Raw genomic sequence first — 21642 nt, 5'->3', positions numbered from 1 at the left:
AGAAATGAAAAAATATATAGTTTACATAGGAATACTAGTTGTGGGAATGCTATTAGGTAGTTGGTTCTTTGGATATTCAGGTTCAAAAAAAACAAGTCATAAGCATTCAGAAGCAACTGTTGAGAAAGAAATGTGGACCTGTTCTATGCATCCACAAATTATGAAATCAGAACCTGGAGATTGTCCTATTTGTGGGATGGATTTAATTCCTGCAGCAAGCAGTGCAGAGGGTTTGTTGGCCAATCAGTTTAAATTGTCTGAAAATGCCATGGCTTTGGCTAACATTCAAACCACTATGGTTGGTAATGCAAATACAGGAGAGAAGGCTGTAAACTTATCGGGGAAAATAAGTATCAATGCAGATGAAACCGCTATACAACCTGCACATTTTAACGGAAGAATAGAAAAGTTATACATTACTTCTTTGGGAGAACGTGTACATAAAGGTCAGAAAGTGGCCGATATCTATTCTCCTGAATTGGTGGCTGCTCAGCAAGAATTAATTACGGCGAATGAACTAAAAGAATCGCAACCCGAATTGTTTAAAGCTATACATCAAAAGTTTAAAAACTGGATGGTGCATGGACCTCAATTAGAGGAGGTGTTAAGAACGGGAAACGTAAAAACTAGTTTTGCTATTTATGCACATGTAGATGGGGTGGTTTCTGAAATAGCTGTAAGTGATGGAGCTCATATTATGGATGGAAAACCTATTTTTAAGGTGGCTAATTTAAATTCCGTTTGGGCTAATTTTGATGTGTATGAGCATCAAATAGATAGGTTTAAAATAGGACAGCGCATTAAAATTAAAACGAATGCTACTTCTCATAAAGCGTATACAGGAGTGGTTAGTTTTATAGACCCTGTTCTGAATCAGCAAACACGTACGGTAAATTTACGAGTGGTGTTAGAGAATAAAAATGGAGCTTTAAAACCCGGAATGTTTGTAACGGGAACCGTAGCGCTTAAAGAAACGGAGACTAAAGAAACCTTGCGTATTCCAGCATCGGCAATTTTATGGACAGGAAAACGTTCTGTTGTCTATCAAAAAGTACATGCTACAGAACCTGTTTTTGAAATGAGGGAAGTGGTGTTAGGAAATAAAACGAAGGATGTCTATGAAATTTTAGAAGGCTTATCTGTAGGAGATGAAATTGTAATGAATGGAACTTTTACAGTAGATGCTGCTGCTCAGTTACAAGGAAAAAAATCGATGATGAATAAAAAGGGAGGCAAAACCCTAACAGGACATGAAGCTCATATGGGAATGAACATGCCAACTTCTTCTTCTAGTGATGATGTGCTAAAATCAAACGAGAGAATACAAGTAGCCTCTGCTTTTCAAGAACAGTTACATGTCATCTATGAAGATTATATTGTGATTAAAAATGCATTGACCAAAGATGACTCGGAAACCGTTGTAGTAGCATCCAAAACATTGTTACAAAATTTGACTAAGGTGAATATGAAATTATTGACTGATCACAACGCTCATATGCAATGGATGTCTATAGCCAAAGAAATAAAAACAGCCATCAATTCAATTATAAACTCCAATGAACTAGATATGCAGAGAACTCATTTCCAAAAACTTTCCATTGCTTTAATTGATGCTATTCAAATATTTGGAATACAAGAAAAGGTATACAAACAACACTGCCCTATGGCTGAAAACAACAAGGGAGCCTATTGGCTAAGCAGTGAAAAACAAATTGTCAACCCTTATTTTGGAGAAGCGATGATAGGCTGTGGAGATGTAAAAGAAATTATAGAATAAATAACTAACAATTAAATAGATAAAAAGATGAAAAAAGTACTTTTAAGTGTAGCCTTTTTGGCAATGGTAGGTTTGGTAAGTTGTAAAAGCGAAGCCAAAAAAGAAACGAATACGACAGAAGTTACACAGGCTATAGCCGCTACAAATGTTTCTTTTGGAGTAAGAGGAAATTGTGGAATGTGTAAAAAAACAATAGAAAAGGCTGCCAACAGCGTAGCAGGAGTTTCTAAAGCAAACTGGGATGTAACAAAGAAAAAAATTGACATTTCTTTTGATGCGTCAAAAACAAATGCAGCCGCAGTACACAAAGCCATTGCAAATTCGGGTTATGATACAGAAAACTTTACGGGAAATGAAACTGCTTATCAAAACTTACCAGGTTGCTGCCAATATGACCATGCTATGGTTATGAATCAAACAGATGCTAAAAAAGAAGATCATTCAGGCCACAACCACTAAAAACCAAAAAGAGTCCTATTTTAGGGCTCTTTTTTTTGCTTAATTTTTAAATAAATACATCCATATCATTCTAGAAAAGCGAACATTAAAAAAGGTCAACAATACAATTACCGTTGCAATTATAGGCAACATTCTAAGGTCAAAAGTTTTTTCAAAAAACAAGCCTAACACAAAAAAAGTAGCGAGTACCTCAGCAATTCCTAAAGCATAACTTACATACATTGCCCCAACAAAAAAACCAGGTTCCTTTTGAAATTTATGATGGCAAGAAGCACAAAATTTATTCATTTTGGAATATTTAGGACTAAAAAAGAAAACCTTCGTTTGAAAAACTTTTCCTTTATTACAATTTGGACATTCGTTATTAAATGATTTTTTCAATAAATTCAGCATATCTTCTTATTTTAAAGCAAAAATAAACTATATCTATTCTCTATCGAATTCTTATATTCACAACTTCTAACACAAAAGAGACATTTACAAACAAAATGAAAGATTATCCTATTTACGATATTCAAAAATTTAGCTGCAAGCTTCATGAAAATGATTTGTATATAAATACCTTTAAAAATCATTTATTAGAACACAGCTTTATTGAAAGTTCTCATCGACATGATTTTTATTTATTGGTTTTATTTACCAAGGGTACCGGTATTCATAAAATAGATTTGAATGAATTTAAAATTCAAGCAGGAAGCCTCTTTGTTATTCAACCCGGACAAGCGCACAGTTGGAAATTATCAAAGGATATTGATGGCTATATCGTATTTTATACCAAAGAAATTTACAACCTCTATTTCGGTGAGAAAAAAATTGAAGAATATCCTTTTTATGATGCTTCTAAAAATATTTCAAACATCAATTTTACTGATTCTGAAAGTGGAGATCTTGAGACTTATTTTCAATTATTAATTAGAGAAAATCAAACGAACAAATCTAGAAAAATTGACAAACTATTAAATATTCTAGATATTATCCATATTGAAATTTCTAGAAAGCAACTCTTAGAAAATGAGCAGCCACAGCAAACATATCAGCATAAAATAAAAGTATTCAATGAATATTTAGAAGCCTACTACAAAGAAAAAAAATCACCTTCCTTTTATGCCGAAAAAATGCATATTTCTTTAAAACACCTAAATAGAATATGCAAAGATTTACTAAACAAAACAGTCACAGAACTAATTTCACAACGTGTTGTTTTAGAAGCGAAAAGAATGTTAACGTTTAGCTCCGATTCCGTAAGTCAGATTGCTGATGCACTTGGTTATTCTAATTATTCTTACTTTTCCAAACTCTTCAAAAAAAATACTGGCTTTACACCTACTTCCTACAAAAGCAATTTAAAATTAGAGCAGTGGTAAAATCTTTCTTCCCTTAATTCCTTCTTCTCCCTATATAATTAACAGCACCCTACTTCAAATATTTTAGTAAAATATTCGATAATGAGAAATAGTTATGGCTTTTATTGATCACAAAAACGACTCTAGTCCGGATCTACCAAAATTTAGTAGCTTTTCAATTGAAATACAAGTCCTTTTTTATAAAAACAGCTATATTTTTTCTAAAAAACTAACTATATTTTAATGAATTGCTTTTAAGAAACACAAATCCTCACATTCTAAAATGCTCCTCTCCTTCCCTATTACTAGCTAAAAACTAGTAGTAAATAGGTAGAAATCAAGATAGGAGAATACCCCATGACCGATAAGCAAAAGAAAATGCAAGAAAAGAGCAAAAGGCTAAAGATTTAAAACAGAAACTTTGGTAACAATTAAACCAATTAACCAACTTAATACTTAAACTATGTTAAAATTAAAAACCATTATTTTTATCGTACCCCTATGTTTATTTCTTACTAAAATTCAGGCGCAGTATCTCTGGTATGAAAATGAAACCGACACAGAGCTAATTTTATTTACACATGCTAGTTCTGGTTCCTTTACCACAAATGAATCAAATCCAAACACAAATGGAGTAAACACAAATGCAACGAGTTCTAAATTTGTAAGAGATGCAGATGTAACTAAAGGTTTTACTTACTTTGATTTAGAGAATCCTATTGAAGCAGCAGTAACTTATACAGTAAACTTAAAAGCTTATATAAATATTAACCAAAACAGATTATCTTCTAGCCCAAAAAAGTTACGCCTCTATTTAAAAAACACTACTACAGGAGATCTAGAATACAAACAACTAGACTTTACAATAGGAAAGGACTGGGAAGAATTCTCTTTTGTTTTTAATGCTAATGACTTTACTACAACTGGTCTTGGAAGTGGTGGTTATAATCAAATGTATATTGGCTACGGAAACGGAATATATGCAAATAAAGCAACAACTTATTTTATAGATCAAATTTATGGTACTACAGATCAAACCGTTATCAACAGAACTCCGGTATCACTTCAAGGGTCTTGGGGAGCACGTTTGTATGTTAGAGCTGGTGAAACTTTAGATGACTATGTTGCCAATGGCTATGATTATGTAGCAGGCGCACAAGAGATTATAAGTAGCTACCCTTCTATGGGACACGTAATTACAAATGCGACTAACAATGCTAAATCATTTTTATGGACCTTAAGAACCAATGAAAACGTAGACGCTGTAATGGGAGCTACAGGTTCTATTATAGATGAAGAGTTTGTGCCTAGCTTGGCAAATGAGCAAGTTATTATTGATGTAATTAACGAATTTAAAAGTGCCAATAAAAAAGTAATATTGTACTTAAACGGAATGAGCCCTGCAGATAGAGCTTCTACAACAGGAGCTGCAGCATGGAATAATTATGTTAGCACTTATTTTGCTAGCGATGAACATGCAGCATGGATGAATTTTTGCGAAGGTTATATAAAACGCTTTGAGGCACTAGGAGTTGATGGGTACTGGATAGATGCTTTTAATAGTTACCCCGGCAACGATGCTGACAGAGCTGAATTTATACAAATGATTCGTAATGTTGATCCTGATGTGTTGATCTCTGCCAATTATAACAAAGATTATATTACAGACACTAATGGCAATTTTCTTTATGTTGATACTGATGGTGTTGAAGATACTAATGAAACTGATTACAAAATCATAAAAATGACAGTAAAAGATCCATGGTCTGATATGACAGCAGGGCATATTACACCTTTAGGACAAGGCGCACCTCCAAATTCTTGGGCTTATGAAGAGTTTACAATACCAGATTTTCAAGCCTCTCCAACAACATCTTATGACGGTACTAAACAAACAGTAAAACATATATTCTTACCTATTCGTTCCACCTGGTCTAGTGAAAGATCTGATTTAATGTTTGATGACGAACAAGCATATCGATTTGTTAAAAATATTACAGATGCAGGTGGAGCAGTGACTTTTTCTACCACCACAGATACAGACGGTACCACAATGGAAGACGAAGAAACCGTATTAAAATATGTAAATCAACAGCTTGTTGCTAATGCAGCTCCAGGACAATATGTACGCCCTGTAGGAGCTTTTCTTGTAGGGGAAGAACAAGTATACCCTTGGTATGAAAATGAAGAAGCTACTGCAACAGATTATATTGCTGTTGAAAGCTCATCAAACGGGACAACAACGGAAGATTTTTCGAATTCAGTTAAAGCGGGAATAAATACCAGTGATACAGTTACCAAATTTGTTAGAGATGGTGGTTCAACAGCCAGAATTTATTACAATTTGCCAAACCCTATTACAGACTTATCTACTCTTAAAATATCATTAGATGCTTTTGTAGACTTGGCCAATCCGGCAAGTGTAGACACACGAATTCGAGTTTTTCTATTAAACACGACTTTAAATACAAGAGTTTACGAACAATTAACCTTATCGGCTGGACAAACTTGGGAAAACTTAGATTTTGATTTCACATCCTATGGGACCTATCCTGATGGATATGATCAAGTAGCTATAGGTTTTGCCAATGGAGATTCTTCTGGAGCAACGACAACCTATTATATGGATAACCTAAAAGGTGCTATCAATCAATATGTTGCTCCTGCAGCCAACACAGCAATGGCAAAATCTCCAACCAGTATTATTTTTACAGAAGATCCGTTAGAAGAAAAAGATGCTGCTACTACACTTCAAATACACCCAAATCCGGTAAACAATTATTTCAAATTATCGAAAGAGTTTCGTACGATAGCTATCTACTCAATCACTGGAGAAAAATTAGCCGAATTTTCAGGAAACCAGCAAACGTATGATGTTTCAAACCTTACTTCTGGAGTTTATATTATAAAGGCTTATGATGCTGAAGGAAATAGAGAGATCCTTAGATTTCTAAAAAAGTAATTAGCGTTTTGAAAATTTGAATCAAAACCAAGGAAATTGTTTTTTAGCGAATTCAAATTCCTCATAAAAAAACACCTAAATCCTACTCCTATCAAATTTGTATTTGATAGGAATAGGATTTTTACTTGTACAAACTACCCACAACTTAGGATCTATTTATCGAAAAAAGCTTTCATTTTCTTTTACAAATTTCTTTTAGCTTCACTCCATAAATAGGCACCTCCTTTAACAGATAAAAATAGTTCGTTATACATTACAAAACGAACAAAAAACAAACCTACTCCACTAGATGACAAATCGTTGAGATAATTCTAAAAAAAAACATTATACATAACCCACCTAATAAATAGTGATTTTAACAAAAAAAATGAGCAAAACGAGCATAAAATTACAGGCTTAAAAGATGAAATTTGTTGAAAAAAATAAATGACATCAAAACTTAAAATTGTTTTACTAGCTTCTTTTCTTTTTTTGATTGGAAATAAAATTCATGCACAATATTTATGGTATGAAAACGAAAGCGAAACGGATGCTATTTTTTATACAAGATCTCAAAAGGGAACTTTTTCTATAAGCGAAAACAATCCAAACGATAGCGGTATAAACACAAATGCAACTTGTTCTAAATTTGTAAGAGACGCTTCAGAAGACAAAGGTTTTGCCTATTTTGAACTACCTCAACCCCTACTTATTGACACTGAATATACAATAAGTTTAAAAGCTTATATCGATATTACTACGGCAACGCTAGAACCTATCAATCGTATACGGGTCTATTTAAAAAACACTACTACTGGAGACTTAGAGCAAAAAACATTACGATTTACAATTGGCCAAGAATGGCAAGAATTTTCTTTTGTTTTTAGTCCAGGAGATTTAGCTGCCACCGGCTTTGAAAATGGCGGTTATAACCAAATGTATATCGGCTTTGGAAATGGACAATTGGCATCAACTACACTGACCTATTATGTAGATCAGGTTTTTGGCCCCATAAAAGAACAAAGTACCACAGACATTCTTAAAGCTTCTTGGGGAGGACGATTATACGTTAGAGGTGGTGAAGATTTAGACCTATATGTTGCCCCTGTTGCTAATGGCGGCAAGGCTTATGATTATGTAGCTGGAGCCCAAGAAATAGTTGCTAATTATCCTACCATGGGCCATGTAATTACCAATGCCACCAACAATGCCAATGCGCAACTATGGACCTTAAGAACAAATCCTAATGTAGATGCAATAATGGGAACCTCCAACGCAATTGTTGACGAAGAGTTTGTACCTAGCTTAGCCAACGAACAAATTATTATTGACATAATTAACATCTTTAAAAACGCAGGTAAAAAAGTAATTCTATACCTAAATGCACAAAGTCCTGCCAATAGAGCTACTACCGATGGATCTATAGCATGGAATAATTATGTGGATACTTATTTTGCAGGAAACCCACATGCCGCATGGATGAATTATTGTGAAGGTTATATTAAGCGCTATACAGAATTAGGAGTTGACGGCTATTGGATAGATTCTTTTGGAAGTTACAATGTAAATGAAAGTCTAGGCATTGATGATGTTCCTAGTACCTTTGATGAAAAAAATGAATTTGTACAAATGATTCGAAAAACAGCTCCCTACGCCACAATAACAACCAACTATGCGAAAGATTATTTTACAGACAGCGAGGGAGATTACTTAAAAGTTGATACGGATGAAATTAAGGAAGATGGTACTGAAGTTGACGGAAATGAAGATGACTATAAAATTATAAAAATGACTGCTATGGATCCATGGTCAGATTTTACGGCAGGACATATAACCCCTTTAGCTACTGGAGCACCACCAAATTCATGGGCCTATGAAGAATTTACTGTAACAGCCATTGAAGAATCTTCGCTGAGCTCATATGAAGACACCAAACAAACTGTAAAACATCTATTTTTACCTATAAGAGCAACTTGGTCTAGTGAAAGATCTGACTTAAGGTTTGATGAAGAACAAGCTTATCGCTTTGTCAAAAGAATTACGGATGCCGGAGGATCAGTCACTTTTTCAAACACTACTGACACAGATGGTACTACCGCAGAAGACGAAGTACCCATACTCACATTTATTGACCAACAACTTGCTATTGATGCGGATCCTACTGTTTACGAACGCCCTAATGGTGCATATCTTGTAGGAGAAGATCCCGTTCTAAGTAAACAATTGTATAAAATAGAAAATTCAATTACGAGCATTCAACCCAACCCCGTAAAAAATTATTTTAAACTATCTAAAGAATTTAGGACTGTCTCTATTTACTCAATTACAGGTGAAAAACTATTGGAGTTTTCAGGAAATCAAAGTACTTATAGCGTTTCAAATCTTTCTTCTGGAGTTTATATTATAAAGGCTTATGATGCTGAAGGAAATAGAGAGCTCACTAGATTTCTAAAAAAGTAATCTGTTTATAGTATATATAATTCTCGAAGGAGACTTCGAGGAGTTGCTATTCAGAATGAACTTATCGGAATAGCCCTATCATTTCAAATTTTTGTACTTTAAAAATGTACGAATATTTACAGAATTACTTATTTGGAATTGTATTTGAAATCTATACGCATAGTTATGAATTAACCTATTCATCTGGAGCTGATTCTAAATAAAAAAACAAAGTAATACCTCATCCTATTTCTCTAACTGTTATACTTTTTATCATTTTAACTATAATAGTTGGAGAATAAGATGCTGCAATTTGAACGAAACAACAAACAGTATAGTTACACTCACCTAAAAAACTCACTACACAATACTTAACAAGAAAAAGAACGTTTTCCTTGTTCTATCATTTTTCATAATAAAGCAAAAATTAGTTGGATTTGAGCAATCAAATCTTCCTAAAAAAAAGAGAGATTCGATATAAAACATAGAACTTTGTAACTAAACCAAATCTCTATAATGAAGAATCAATTTTCTCTATTAATAAGTCTTCTAAGTTTTTTATTTTGTTTTTCTCAAAATAATCTAACGACTGTTAATCAAGATTCTTTCGACAATTACACCAACTCCTACAACTATACCTACTGGAACAACAATTGGAAATCGTCAATTACCGGAGACAGAAGTTTTACGAATTATTCAAGTAGCTATTCTCTAAACATCAACTATGACAAACTCTCTATAAACAGTTTGCTTGTCAATGATCAAGGCTTGTCTAGAAAAGAAGGATTCTCTCTATTAAATTCAGCCATTTTTCCTAGTAATTACAAAGGCGATATTGATTATAAAATTCTTCAAAATGGAGCTGTTGCTTATGACAAAAGCAGTACCCCAACAAATTCTGGAACTCGTGACAGCCAAATGGCAGAATATGGCGTTTGGACTACTAGACGATTTGTAAGCACTAATTTTAATGGAACTCCACCAGTAAATACTTACCATACGGGCATTGATTTCACCAATTGGCACAATCGTTTTAAAATTACCTTTCACCTAAAACCTACCGAAAATATAACTAACGGACAATTGCAATTGTCTTTTACTATCCCTGCAGAATACACGCAATATTACAATTCTGGACAACTACACGCCTATGCATTAAACAACAAAGGTTTTGTTGTAAAAGGAGGTGTCAATGCCGAATCTGTAAGTATCAGCGGAAATAAAATTACGGTAACAAACACACAACAAAATTTAATCGCAGATACCGCTTACCAAATAAGTATCGTATGTGCTGTATTCACGGATAATTTAGACAGTCAATACACAGAAGCTTTTCAAGATGAACAAGAAATAAGCATCACCGCATCGCAAACAACTCCTGTTAATCAAGAAGTAACAGCTATTTCTTATGACGCCAATGAAGCGATACATTATATTGACATTCCTAGGTATGGCATGGGGTATAATAATTGCGCAACAACAGAGCAATTACAGAGTATTGATTTGGTATTTACGAATGCTACTTCCAAAGAAAAAAGGACAAAACTATGTTTCAGACAACTTCCTGCCATTAACGTCGTTGGTTTTAACTCTATCATTTGCAATAAAAACGGAGATCCTTCAGGCTTACCTTTACAGGTTTCTAAAAATTGGCACGATGGTACCTCACAATTTTATTCCGGAGCTTGGATTAAAGAATATACCGAAATAATTATTCCTGCAAACACAACACTTAGTCTAGTTTATAAAAGAACGGGGGCTAAATGGGGAGAAACATATTCGGCATCTTCCCATCAATTATCAGTTGTTGGATCTGGAGTACCTAGAGGAGGATGGTTAGAAGCTGCCTTAGGGAGCTTTGGTGAAAACATGACCCACTCACCGGATTATGAATTTGGAAATACTATAGGTGCAGATCTTCGTCCTTTTTTAGTCACCAATGAAGCTTATGGCGGAACTTCTAAAGAATGCGGTTGGACAGGTAATGTTGGTGGAATTGATTTTCTTATTTATGAAGATGGTACGGGAACTCGAAATTACCATGCACAGGTTAAAACAGACTTTAAAGCCTACTCTCCAAATTTAACTGAGACCTCTATATCAGCAGTATCCGAAGATCAAAAACTAAAATTTGACTATACTTTTTACTTAAACAGATCTGATGACTTTACCCGACTCTATTACAAAATAACTGTTGAAGCTCTTGAAAACACGGCATTTAATCGATTTGATATTTTTCAGCTAGGTGGCGATTTTTACAATGTTCACAATGCCCAAAGTATTGTTTATGGAAATGACACAGGACTAATAGGACAATTTACCCCTACAAATAACGGATCTAACAATTATACAACAAGCGAAATTGCCCTAACAGGAGAAAACCCATGGTTATGGGCTGGTGATGGATTGTACTACAATGGTGCAGACAGTGGTATTGAGATTGATACCAATAACGGAATGATTATTAGAAATTATACGGCAAGTTTTAATGGGACTGTAAATAATACTCCTTATTTAATGGAAAGATCGAGTTCTAAAGGTTTTTCAGCTAATCAAGGAACCAACCCAACATCCTATTGTTTGGTAACACCCCCAGAAATCACCTCTTTTATAGCAGGAGATAAAATAGAATTAGTCGTAGAAGTTGCTGTATTGCCCAAACAAGAAATAGACTATTATGGTCCAAACCAAAACTTTTCAAATGCATTGGCCACTTATGGAAATTCATACGAAGTACTTTACAGAGAAGCTCTTGGGAATAAAATAACCGCAGCATCTTCAACAAATACAATTAACAGCACTTATCCCCTTACTATTGAAACTTTCAATAATACAGCACAAGTTACTCTTACAGGTGGTAGAGGCTATGTTCCTATTGTGTTTTCTGGACTTAGTTCTGTAAGCAATCCAATTCTATGGAAATCCTACAATAATTGTTGGGAACTTGTTGACCAATCTTTACACGGAAAAGATTTTTGGCAAGTAAATTACAATCCCGAAACTGAATTATTCGATTTGGTGTACAACGTAAATCAAGATATTACGGGTGATGGAACAGCTGTAATTAAATACTACTTAGGCACTACCCCACCCCAGACAACCGTAGTGGTGCAATCTAGAATTGATGATGAGGCATGGACTACAAATGCCAATTTAGAAGTTAACACAGATACTATTAACAAAATAACTTTTGGGCCTGCTCTTAAAGAACATGGAATTAGCACGCAAGGTACAAATGAGAATTGGCAATGGGCTGGACCTAATAATTTTACTAAAACAGGAAGAGCTGTTGTATTAACACCCATAACAAAAAATGACTTCGGAGCCTATACCGTAACCTATACCGATGCTTACAATTGTACTAATACAGCAACCTATACCATTTCAGAAGCACCTAAATTAGGTATTACCAAAATAGAAAAATCTAATTTTACGCTTGCACCTATTCCAGTAAAAACTCATTTATTTTTATCTGAAGAAAATTTAAAAACTGAGATTGTAGCTGTAAAAATCTATACTACTTTAGGACAAGTTGTAAAACTTTATGGAGCGGAACATGAATTTAATGTCTCAGATTTAGCTTCAGGTACCTATATCTTTAGTGCTACTTTTCAAGATGGAACAATCGGCAAGGTTCATTTTGTAAAAACGAAATAGCGAGCTCTCTTTTATTGAAACGTATCCATATCAATCTAAAAAACGTGCTTTTATACTCTTTATTTTTCAATAAAAAAATCACATATCCTAATTTTTAGTACAACCTGTTTTTCTTATAAATGAGAAAAACAAGAACCTAATTGCATGATTACAGAACCCTGAAAGTTCCATATTTAAATAGTTTTGTAAACGAACTCGCCTTTTTTCAATTGTACATATTCTAAAAAAAGAATCTGGGTAGCTTGCTAACAAACATAAATTTTAAATCATGAATAAAATATACCTTTTCACCATTTTTCTATTCATCTCGTTTGGGAACAAAGCCATTGCGCAAGAATTCATACAGGGTTCCTGGGGCGTTCGTCTCATCGTTAGTGGTGGTACTAAATTAAATGTTGATGCAGCGAAAAATAATTCGACAGCAAATGATAATGGTTGGGTTGCAGGTGCACAGGAAATTGTAGACAACCTTCCTTCTGTAGGGCATGTAATTACTAATTTTACACACCCTGCTCATGCTTACCTTTATACGCTAAGAACCAATCCTAATGTGGACATTGCCAACGAAATTCACCCCGATTTTGTTCCTTCTCTTGAAAATGAAAAAATCATTTTAGATGTAATTAATACCTTAAAAAACGGAGGAAAAAAAGTGATTCTTTACCTTGCTATTGACGGACCACCTAAAGGAGAAGGTACAGCTCAAAAAGATGAATACGAAGCCGCTTGGGCTAACTATTATAACAATTCTGAATTTAATGGAGATGAAGGTGCGGCTTGGCGAGATTTAATGAAAGGTTTTGCAGAAAGATTTAAAGGATTGGCAGATGGCTATTGGTTGGATCATATAAACGATTGCCCGGGAGGAGTTACGAGTTTTATAGACATGTTAAAAGATGTAGATCCAACCGTAAATATTTGTGCGAATGGTGTTGAGTTTAGAGTAGAAGATCTCCAAAGTTATTTTCAATATTCTGATGGAACGTTTATGGAAATTGAAACAGACGGATTAAACGATCCAGATCCAACAACCTATAAATTAAAAACATATAATTTTTACTCTCCACACGTAGAATATACGGCAGGTCATCCAACTCCTATGGAACATGGTGCACCACCTAATTCTTGGGCTTATGAAGAATTTACATTTCCAGAAATCATTGCTGCAACCACACATTTTAATCCTGAAACAGATATTGTAAAGCACGCTTGGGTTCCCATGAGAAATAACTGGACAAGTACTAGTTTTCCATTGCTATTTGATGTGGAGCAAGCCTATAGATTTGTACGTACTTTAACGGATGCAAACTGTGCTATTACATGGGCTAATGCTAAAACAAATGGTAAAATTATACCCGAAGAAATGGAGATCATGAAGGAAATAGATGCAAGGTTAAGAACATCTCCAATGCCCGATTATATTCCTTACGTAAGACCTGAAGGCTCACTATTAGTTAAAGACACGGAAAAGAGTCTTTATCAAGTTATCTTTGCTCCCAATTATTCCCTAAAAACGCTTGAAGATAATGATTTTACCATAGGAGCTCTTGCTAGTTCTGGATTGCCAGTTAGCACGACTAGTTCAAATACATCTGTTGCTACCATCGTAGCTAACAAAATTCATATTGTTGGAACTGGTACTACAACCATAACTTACAAACAAACAGGGAATTCTAAATATGCTAAAGCCGTAGATGTTACAAGATCCTTAACGGTTGTGGAAGAACTTAGTGCAATTAGTCCTCAAGTTGTAGTTTCCTCAGTTAAAGAAGAGCAAAAATTTGTGATTAATGCAATACCAGATCGTACTATTATTCCAGGAACTTTAGGAATATTTACGGATAATGCTACAAGTTATATTCAACTAAGAGGAACTAATACCCTATCTGATGATATCAATGGTAAAGTGGAATTTTATGTGCAGGCTACTTCAGGTAACAAGAAAGGCACAATAGGTTTTGATGTTAAAACCATAGCAGGAACTCAAGCAACGTTTACGGTTACAGTTGAAGGTTTGACTCCGCAAGTATACAATGTGGTACATACGAACATAGATCTACTAACAAAATCAGGAACCCCCTATGATGAATTTCGTCTTGACTTTACAAATACGGTTAACTTCAGTATGATTCCTACCAAAGTTTCTATAGAAATTAACGATATAGATAAAGCGAATGCAACCACTGTCACTGCCGCTAGATTTTATAATTTTTATTATACAAACCTCGATGAATTATCTGTTACACCTATTATTAAAAACAACCTGACCTATAAAATCAGTCCAAACCCAATACAAAACAGTTTTACTATAATTAAAGGTTCTAACGAAATAATTAAAAGCTTGGAAATTTTTAATAGGAGAGGAGTACTGGTTAAATCATACAAAGATGTGCACAATGAATATAATATAAGTGACTTGACTTCTGGTTTCTATTTAGCTATTGTAAAAACAGAAAATCAAATTACGGTAGTAAAATTAATTAAAGAATAAGGTTTACAACGGAAATGAACTGATAGCGGCGTATAGATTGTTTACTAAAACTACTACAGACCTAAAAAAAAGACAAAACCCTTTTAGCTTTCTCAAAAAACAATAAGATAGCTTGTCCTAATTTCCATACAACAAGTATTTCAAGCACTACCTCCTTCTGTTTGGCAACAAAGGCGGCGGCTCTCCTTTAAAAGGATTGAATCTAGAAAGTGATGTAGCCTCCATACCTACTGCCCTAACAACAGCTCTATCTCCATAGCGTTCTCGCATTTTATCCATGGCTTGGTATAAGTTGAGAATTTTCTCGTCATCATCAAACAAATCTATTTGAAAACCTCCTTCTACCAAATGGCTAAACTTTACACCTATCAATCGTACCAGCATTCGTCTTTCATATAATTTCTTATACAATTCTTTGACCACAGGAATAATTTTATGATCGGCAGAGCTATAGGGAATTCTTTTTTGAACCGTATGCGTTTGAAAATCGGAATAACGAATTTTAAATGTGACGCAAGAGGTTAACTTATTACCTCTACGCAATTGATAAATTAAATTTTCTGTCATAGCCACCAAAATACTTTCCAACTTTACAATATCTGTTGTGTCTTTATCAAAAGTTCTTTCTGTAGAAATGGACTTTCGTTCTCTGTATTGCACCACCGGACTGTTGTCAATACCATTTGCTTTTTTCCATATTGCAACCCCCGATTTGCCAAATACTCTAGCCATCATATCCATGGGCATTTCCTGTACTGTTCTTATTCTTTTTATTCCCAAATCGCATAGAGCACGGTAGGTAACCTCACCAACCATAGGTATTTTTTTTACTGACAAAGGAGATAAAAAAGGAATTTCTGTTCCCTTATTCACTTTAATTTCATTATTTGGCTTAGCCTCTCCTGTTGCAATTTTAGAAACTGTTTTATTTACCGAGAGTCCAAAAGAAATAGGCAAACCCGTTTCTTTTATAATTCGTTGTCGCAATTCTGAAGCTAACTGATGGCATCCAAAAAACTGATCCATTCCTGTAAGATCTATATAAAATTCATCTACCGATGTTTTTTCATACAAAGGAACCGCTTCCTTTACCACATCCATAACCAACTGAGAATATTTTGTGTAAATCCCAGAATTCCCTCGTAAAACAATTGCCTCAGGACACAACTGTCTTGCCATTCGCATAGGCATTGCCGAATGAATACCAAAAGTTCTGGCTTCATAACTACAAGAAGCCACAACTCCCCTGTCAGAAGTCCCGCCAATAAGAATAGGCTTTCCATTTAGGCGACTGTCTAACAAACGCTCACAAGACACAAAAAAAGTATCCAAATCCATATGTACAATTGACCGTTCCATTAACGTACTTTTTTAGGTTTAGGTCGCTGTGCTTTTCTACTATCCGCATAACGAGGATCTTCAATAATTGCCAAACGTTCCATGCTACTAACCTCTATAGAAACACAGTCAAACTCTACAATAACTTTTCCTATTAATCGATAAATTCCTTTGCCCCTAAAAGGAAATTTTTCTGCCACAGGTGGAAAATGTACCGTATCTAAAAAGTCGCCATCGATGTCTAAAAAAGTTCCAAAAAACATGTATTTCCCATTCGATGTTTTTGTGTTTTTTACCGTAACTAAATAGCCTTCAATGCAGACATTTCTTTTGGTAAAACGATGGAGATTTTTCGCTCTAAAAGAAGTAGACAACTCTTCTACCAACAAATCAAAAGGAGAACACAAAGGATAGCCTAACAATTCTATTTGGTCAAAAGCATCTTCTAACTTTGAGGATACTAATTTTGGCGTTTCATAATTAATTTTTTCTGTCTCAAACAAGGTGGCATACACCTCTTCAAAAACTACCTTTTTAATTTTCATATGGGCTTCCCACAATAATTCTCGTTTAGGAATTCCGGTAAAACGAAAAGCATTTATTTTGATTAAAATTCGTATTTGCTCCATAGAAATAGGGACCCGCTCAATAAAATCATCCAAACTTTTAAAAACACCTTTAGCTCTTTCTTCTAAAATTCGTTCTCTAGTTTTAAATTCTAAGGACTGTAAAAAGACAAAGCCTATAAAAATATTTTTACCGTAAATCACCGTACTATCTTGACTTCTATTTACACAAGGAGCATGAATGACACCTCCGTGCATTCTGGCCTCATGTACATATAATTCTGTTGCATAGAACCCTCCAAAATTATTAATTGTTGCCACCATATATTCCAAAGGATAATAGGCCTTTAAAAACAAACTTTGATAACTTTCTACCGCATAAGAAGCCGAATGTCCCTTGGCAAAAGCATAGCCCGCAAAACTTTCTATTTGCACCCAAATTTCTTGAACCAATTGTGCGGATTTACCAGATTGTAAACAATTTTTAAAAAATTGGTCTTTTACTTTAGAAAACGCTTCTCTAGAACGAAATTTCCCTGACATAGCACGTCGCAATACATCTGACTCGTCTAAACTTAGGCCACCAAAATGGTGCGCTACTTTTATCACATCTTCCTGGTACACCATAACACCAAAAGTTTCTGGCATAATTTGCAACATGATTGGGTGTGCTTCTTTTCTTCTTTCAGGAAAACGGTAACGCAAAATATATTCTCGCATCATTCCTGATTTTGCTACTCCAGGACGAATCACAGAACTGGCCGCTACCAAGCCCAAATAATTATCTACCTGCAATTTCTTCAACAACATACGCATGGCAGGCGATTCCACATAAAAACAACCTATGGCCTTGGCATTCCTCAACAAATCTTTTATTTTTTCATCCTCTTTAAATCGCTGAATATCATGAATGTCTATTTCTGGTTCTTCTGGGTGATTTTGACGTACTATTGTTACGGCATCTTTAATTTTTCCAAGTCCACGCTGACTTAAAATATCGAATTTATACAACTGGCTGTTTTCAGCAACCACCATATCAAATTGCGTTGTAGGATATCCTTTTGGAGGTAGAAAAGTAGCCACATAATGATGCACTGGTTTTTCAGATATTAATATGCCCCCTGCATGAATTCCTAAATAATTTGGAAAACCTTGTATATACCGACTGTAAATTAGTACCAATTGCGAAAGACGGTCTAATTTTTCATAGGTATACCTATGTTGGCATAAAGCATCTATTTCTGATTTTGGCAAACCAAATACTTTTCCTAATTCGCGTACTGAAGCTTTGTGTTTAAAGGTATTGTAAACAGCTATTAAAGCTGTGTTTTTAAAACGTTCAAAAATAAATCGAGTAATATCATCTCTATCTTTCCACGAGAAATCCAAATCAAAATCTGGTGGTGTTTTTCGATGTAAATTGATAAAGCGCTCAAAATACAAATCCAACTCCACAGGATCTACATCTGTAATTCGAAGTAAATAAGCCAAAATACTATTCGCGCCACTTCCTCTTCCTACATAAAAATAACCTTTGGAACGAGCATATTTTAAAATCTTCCAATTGATTAAGAAATACGAAACAAAACCTTTTCTCTTTACAATTTTTAATTCCTTTTCTATTCTCGTTAAAATGGCTGTATCTACTTCTTTAAAACGATACGAAATTCCGTCATATGCTAATTTTCGCAACAACCTAAAATCCAAATTTTCATTTACTGTATACGCTTTTTGATTGCTTGTCCCCTCTTCAGAAAACTCGAAATTAATACCACAGACTGCCAATATTTTTTCTGTGTTTTTTACAATTTCAGGATATTCAGAAAATAAGGCTTTTAATGTTTTTATAGGAAGAAGCATATCCACCTCACTACCCTGTTCTGACACTGGCAACTTGCTTAACAAGGTGTTATTGGCAACGGCACGCAACAAACGATGTGTATTAAATCCTTTTTTATTTTCAAAAGAAACCGTTTGTAGCACTACCATCTTAGATAGCAAATGTGTACTTTTTAAAAACTTTAAAGTGTGTAAATCCTCTTTTCGAACACCGATAAATTCATGAGCCTCCAATTCAAAACCTTCATAGTTTTGAAAAGGATAAATCACCAGCGTATCTTTTATCTTTTTTGCTCGCTTCGGAATTTCAAAAACAGCCGCGTGTAAAAATTCTGACAAGTATGCATTGATCTTTTCAAAACCAAAATTATTCTTTGCCAATAGCACAAACTCTTGCCGCGCTCCATTCCTAAAATCAACGCCTAAAATGGGTTTTATATTATTCTTTTTAGCCAAATTCACCAACTCTAAACTAGCAGAAGTACTATTAATATCGGTAAAAGCCATTGCCTTTACACCTAACTCTTTTGCTAGTAATAACAAGCGCTCCGGAGCTATTGTTCCGTATCGTAAACTAAAGTAAGTATGTGCATTCAAAAACATTTTACAAAATTAGCTACAAATAATAGTTTTTATTGCTTACGTTTGTAGTATTATGAATAATATCGCAAAAAACATCCGACACCTACGAAAAATAAAAAGCTTAACACAAGAGCAACTATCAGAAGAACTGGGTATTACTCGTTCCAAAGTTGGCTCTTATGAAGAAGGTCGCTCTGATCCTCCAATAGATATGCTCGTCACTTTTTCTAGTTATTTCAAACTTCCAATAGATGTTTTAATTAAGAATGATTTGACCTATGCTTCAGATACTTCCTTTATAGAAATTGGTAACCAGCGTGTTTTATTTCCTATTACCGTTGATGCTGATAATGAAGATTTAATTGAAATAGTACCTATAAAAGCCTCTGCTGGTTATTTATTAGGCTACAACGACCCCGAATATATAGAGCAGTTAGATAAAATAAAATTGCCTTTTTTACCTACAGGAAAACACAGAGCCTTTCCTATTAAAGGAGATTCTATGTCGCCTATGAAAAATGGTTCCTATGTTGTTGCAAAATTTTTAGAAGACATTAGAGATATTAAAAACGGTACCTCTTACATCATCGTTACTTTAAATGATGGTATGACCTACAAACGTGTGTATAATAAAATTGAAGAAAACAAAACCCTGCTATTGGTTCCTGACAACAAAAACTATGATTCCTACGAAGTCCCTTTAACGGAAGTTTTAGAAGTTTGGGAATTTACTTGTAGCATCAATACCCAAGAATATGACGAGCGTGATTTAAAAATAAGCAGCATCGCTTTGATGCTAAATCAGTTGGGAGTTGAATTAAAAGAACTTAAAAAAATGGTTTCATGAAATATGCTATTGTCGATATAGAAACCAACGGAGGTGTAAAAATTACAGAGATTAGTATTTTTGTTTTTGACGGAGAAAAGGTTATAGATGAATACACTACTTTAATTAATCCGGAATGTAATATCCCTGCTTTTATCACCAATCTTACCGGAATAACCAATACTATGGTAAAAGAGGCTCCTAAATTTTATGAGGTAGCCAAAGATATTTTTGAAGCAACTGAAGATTGCGTATTTGTTGCACACAATGTCAATTTTGATTATAATATTATTTCAAAAGAATTTAAAGAATTAGGTCTTTCTTACAAACGTAAAAAATTATGTACCGTCCGTTTGTCTAGAAAATTATTACCTGGTAGAAAATCTTATAGCCTAGGCAAGCTTTGCCTCTCTGAAGGAATCCCTTTAGTTGACAGACACCGTGCACGTGGTGATGCAGAAGCTACCACCATCTTATTTGAAAAATTGCTTAAGGCAGACAATGGTTCTGTTATTGCCTCTTTTTTAAATCCTCGTTCAAGAGAAGCTACTTTACCTCCACTGCTTCCCAAAAAAGTATTTGACAATTTACCCGAAAAAGAAGGTGTTTATTACTTTAAAAATGAAGACAAAGAAATTATCTATGTCGGCAAAGCCAACAATATAAAACAGCGTGTACTCAGTCATTTTTACGACAAAAAGAAGAAAGAAATTTCTATGTGCATGGCCACTGCAGATATCGATTTTACCGAGACAGGAAGTGAACTTTTAGCCTTGCTATTAGAATCTTCAGAAATAAAAAAACATTTTCCCAAATACAACCGGGCACAACGTAGAACCAAAGAAGGTATTGGCCTTTTTTATTATGAAGACAGAAAAGGGGTTTTGCATTTGGCATGGAATCAATTAAAAAATGTACCCAATCCTATTGTAAAATTTTATAGCGCTGCTGAAGCACGTACATTTGTAGAAAAGCTATGTGAAAGTCATGAGCTTTGTCCCAAATACTGCAACTTACAAACCAATGTTTCTAGCTGTTTTCATTATCAAATAAAACAATGCAAAGGAGTTTGCAGAGAAGAAGAAACAATTGAAAACTACAACAAGCGCGTCAAAGAAGCAATTCAATCCTTGCGTTTTTCAACCGAAAATTTCATTATTAAAGAATCTGGAAGAAAAACAAATGAATTCGCCTATGCCTTAATTTTAAAAGGCTCTTATATGGGTTTTGGCTATTTAGAAGATTCTACCAAAAATAGATCTACAGATACTTATTTAGAAGCCATACAACATCAAAAGGACAATAAAGATGTAAATAGAATAATTACGAGTTACTTAAAAAACAACAGCACAAATTTAATGGCTTTGGAATAGAAGAGCCCATA

At 34.4% G+C, this 21642-nt stretch carries 12 protein-coding genes and 1 pseudogene; 10 read left to right on the top strand and 3 right to left on the bottom strand.

Annotated features, from left to right (window positions below):
- Window positions 1–4 precede the first annotated feature (4 nt).
- Entirely contained in the window at window positions 5–1777 is a 1773-nt protein-coding gene (locus tag FGM02_RS13070) for an efflux RND transporter periplasmic adaptor subunit (RefSeq protein WP_139958828.1), read from the top strand.
- A 27-nt stretch (window positions 1778–1804) separates the two neighbouring features.
- Complete coding sequence (locus FGM02_RS13065) at window positions 1805–2236, top strand: heavy-metal-associated domain-containing protein (protein ID WP_139958827.1); 432 nt, start codon at window positions 1805–1807, stop codon at window positions 2234–2236.
- A gap of 39 nt (window positions 2237–2275) precedes the next feature.
- Here the strand turns inward: FGM02_RS13065 and FGM02_RS13060 are convergent, their stop codons facing one another.
- Entirely contained in the window at window positions 2276–2524 is a 249-nt protein-coding gene (locus tag FGM02_RS13060) for a hypothetical protein (protein WP_243739403.1), read from the bottom strand.
- 200 nt (window positions 2525–2724) lie between these two features.
- Here FGM02_RS13060 and FGM02_RS13055 point away from each other — a divergent pair, with 200 nt between their 5' ends.
- The 6 genes and pseudogenes from FGM02_RS13055 to FGM02_RS13035 all read left to right on the top strand — a co-directional run bounded on the left by FGM02_RS13055 (window position 2725) and on the right by FGM02_RS13035 (window position 15107).
- Entirely contained in the window at window positions 2725–3600 is an 876-nt protein-coding gene (locus FGM02_RS13055; RefSeq protein WP_139958825.1) for an AraC family transcriptional regulator, read from the top strand.
- A gap of 442 nt (window positions 3601–4042) precedes the next feature.
- Window positions 4043–6541 carry a T9SS type A sorting domain-containing protein gene (locus FGM02_RS13050; protein WP_139958824.1) on the top strand — a complete coding sequence of 833 codons (2499 nt, stop codon included), beginning with the start codon at window positions 4043–4045 and terminating at the stop codon, window positions 6539–6541.
- A 426-nt stretch (window positions 6542–6967) separates the two neighbouring features.
- Window positions 6968–8980 (top strand): T9SS type A sorting domain-containing protein, encoded by a 2013-nt coding sequence (locus tag FGM02_RS13045; protein WP_139958823.1) that lies wholly within the window; start codon window positions 6968–6970, stop codon window positions 8978–8980.
- Window positions 8981–9111: 131 nt separating this feature from the next.
- Window positions 9112–9183, top strand: a pseudogene (locus FGM02_RS18430) (glyoxalase); the annotation flags it as partial.
- Between the two features lie 292 nt (window positions 9184–9475).
- Complete coding sequence (locus FGM02_RS13040) at window positions 9476–12616, top strand: T9SS type A sorting domain-containing protein (RefSeq protein WP_139958822.1); 3141 nt, start codon at window positions 9476–9478, stop codon at window positions 12614–12616.
- 268 nt (window positions 12617–12884) lie between these two features.
- On the top strand, window positions 12885–15107 hold the full coding sequence (locus FGM02_RS13035) for a T9SS type A sorting domain-containing protein (protein ID WP_139958821.1): 2223 nt from the start codon (window positions 12885–12887) through the stop codon (window positions 15105–15107).
- A gap of 147 nt (window positions 15108–15254) precedes the next feature.
- On the opposite strand, the gene dinB is transcribed toward FGM02_RS13035, so the two are convergent.
- Together dinB and FGM02_RS13025 are read right to left on the bottom strand one after the other, a co-directional pair.
- The gene (gene dinB, locus FGM02_RS13030) at window positions 15255–16466 is read right to left on the bottom strand and encodes a DNA polymerase IV (RefSeq protein ID WP_139958820.1); all 1212 of its coding nucleotides are present in this window, start codon (window positions 16464–16466) and stop codon (window positions 15255–15257) included.
- The gene (locus FGM02_RS13025) at window positions 16466–19453 is read right to left on the bottom strand and encodes a DNA polymerase III subunit alpha (protein WP_139958819.1); all 2988 of its coding nucleotides are present in this window, start codon (window positions 19451–19453) and stop codon (window positions 16466–16468) included. Before FGM02_RS13025 ends, dinB begins: the two co-directional genes overlap by 1 nt.
- Window positions 19454–19505: 52 nt before the next feature.
- Here FGM02_RS13025 and FGM02_RS13020 point away from each other — a divergent pair, with 52 nt between their 5' ends.
- The gene (locus FGM02_RS13020) at window positions 19506–20279 is read left to right on the top strand and encodes an XRE family transcriptional regulator (RefSeq protein WP_139958818.1); all 774 of its coding nucleotides are present in this window, start codon (window positions 19506–19508) and stop codon (window positions 20277–20279) included.
- Entirely contained in the window at window positions 20276–21631 is a 1356-nt protein-coding gene (locus tag FGM02_RS13015) for an exonuclease domain-containing protein (protein WP_139958817.1), read from the top strand. Before FGM02_RS13020 ends, FGM02_RS13015 begins: the two co-directional genes overlap by 4 nt.
- The last annotated feature ends 11 nt before the right edge of the window (window positions 21632–21642 follow it).

Origin of the sequence: Flavicella sediminum, assembly GCF_006381105.1 — a bacterium.
Lineage (GTDB): Bacteria > Bacteroidota > Bacteroidia > Flavobacteriales > Flavobacteriaceae > Flavicella > Flavicella sediminum.
The sequence above is the reverse complement of the archived record's forward strand: the minus strand, read 5'-3'. Positions and strand labels throughout refer to the sequence as shown.

Excerpts from the sequence above, each read along its gene's own strand:
- FGM02_RS13070 (WP_139958828.1), top strand. The coding sequence starts at position 5 with ATGAAAAAATATATAGTTTACATAGGAATACTAGTTGTGGGAATGCTA.
- FGM02_RS13065 (WP_139958827.1), top strand. The coding sequence starts at position 1,805 with ATGAAAAAAGTACTTTTAAGTGTAGCCTTTTTGGCAATGGTAGGTTTG.
- FGM02_RS13060 (WP_243739403.1), bottom strand. The coding sequence starts at position 2,524 with ATGAATAAATTTTGTGCTTCTTGCCATCATAAATTTCAAAAGGAACCT.
- FGM02_RS13055 (WP_139958825.1), top strand. The coding sequence starts at position 2,725 with ATGAAAGATTATCCTATTTACGATATTCAAAAATTTAGCTGCAAGCTT.
- FGM02_RS13050 (WP_139958824.1), top strand. The coding sequence starts at position 4,043 with ATGTTAAAATTAAAAACCATTATTTTTATCGTACCCCTATGTTTATTT.
- FGM02_RS13045 (WP_139958823.1), top strand. The coding sequence starts at position 6,968 with ATGACATCAAAACTTAAAATTGTTTTACTAGCTTCTTTTCTTTTTTTG.
- FGM02_RS13040 (WP_139958822.1), top strand. The coding sequence starts at position 9,476 with ATGAAGAATCAATTTTCTCTATTAATAAGTCTTCTAAGTTTTTTATTT.
- FGM02_RS13035 (WP_139958821.1), top strand. The coding sequence starts at position 12,885 with ATGAATAAAATATACCTTTTCACCATTTTTCTATTCATCTCGTTTGGG.
- dinB (WP_139958820.1), bottom strand. The coding sequence starts at position 16,466 with ATGGAACGGTCAATTGTACATATGGATTTGGATACTTTTTTTGTGTCT.
- FGM02_RS13025 (WP_139958819.1), bottom strand. The coding sequence starts at position 19,453 with ATGTTTTTGAATGCACATACTTACTTTAGTTTACGATACGGAACAATA.
- FGM02_RS13020 (WP_139958818.1), top strand. The coding sequence starts at position 19,506 with ATGAATAATATCGCAAAAAACATCCGACACCTACGAAAAATAAAAAGC.
- FGM02_RS13015 (WP_139958817.1), top strand. The coding sequence starts at position 20,276 with ATGAAATATGCTATTGTCGATATAGAAACCAACGGAGGTGTAAAAATT.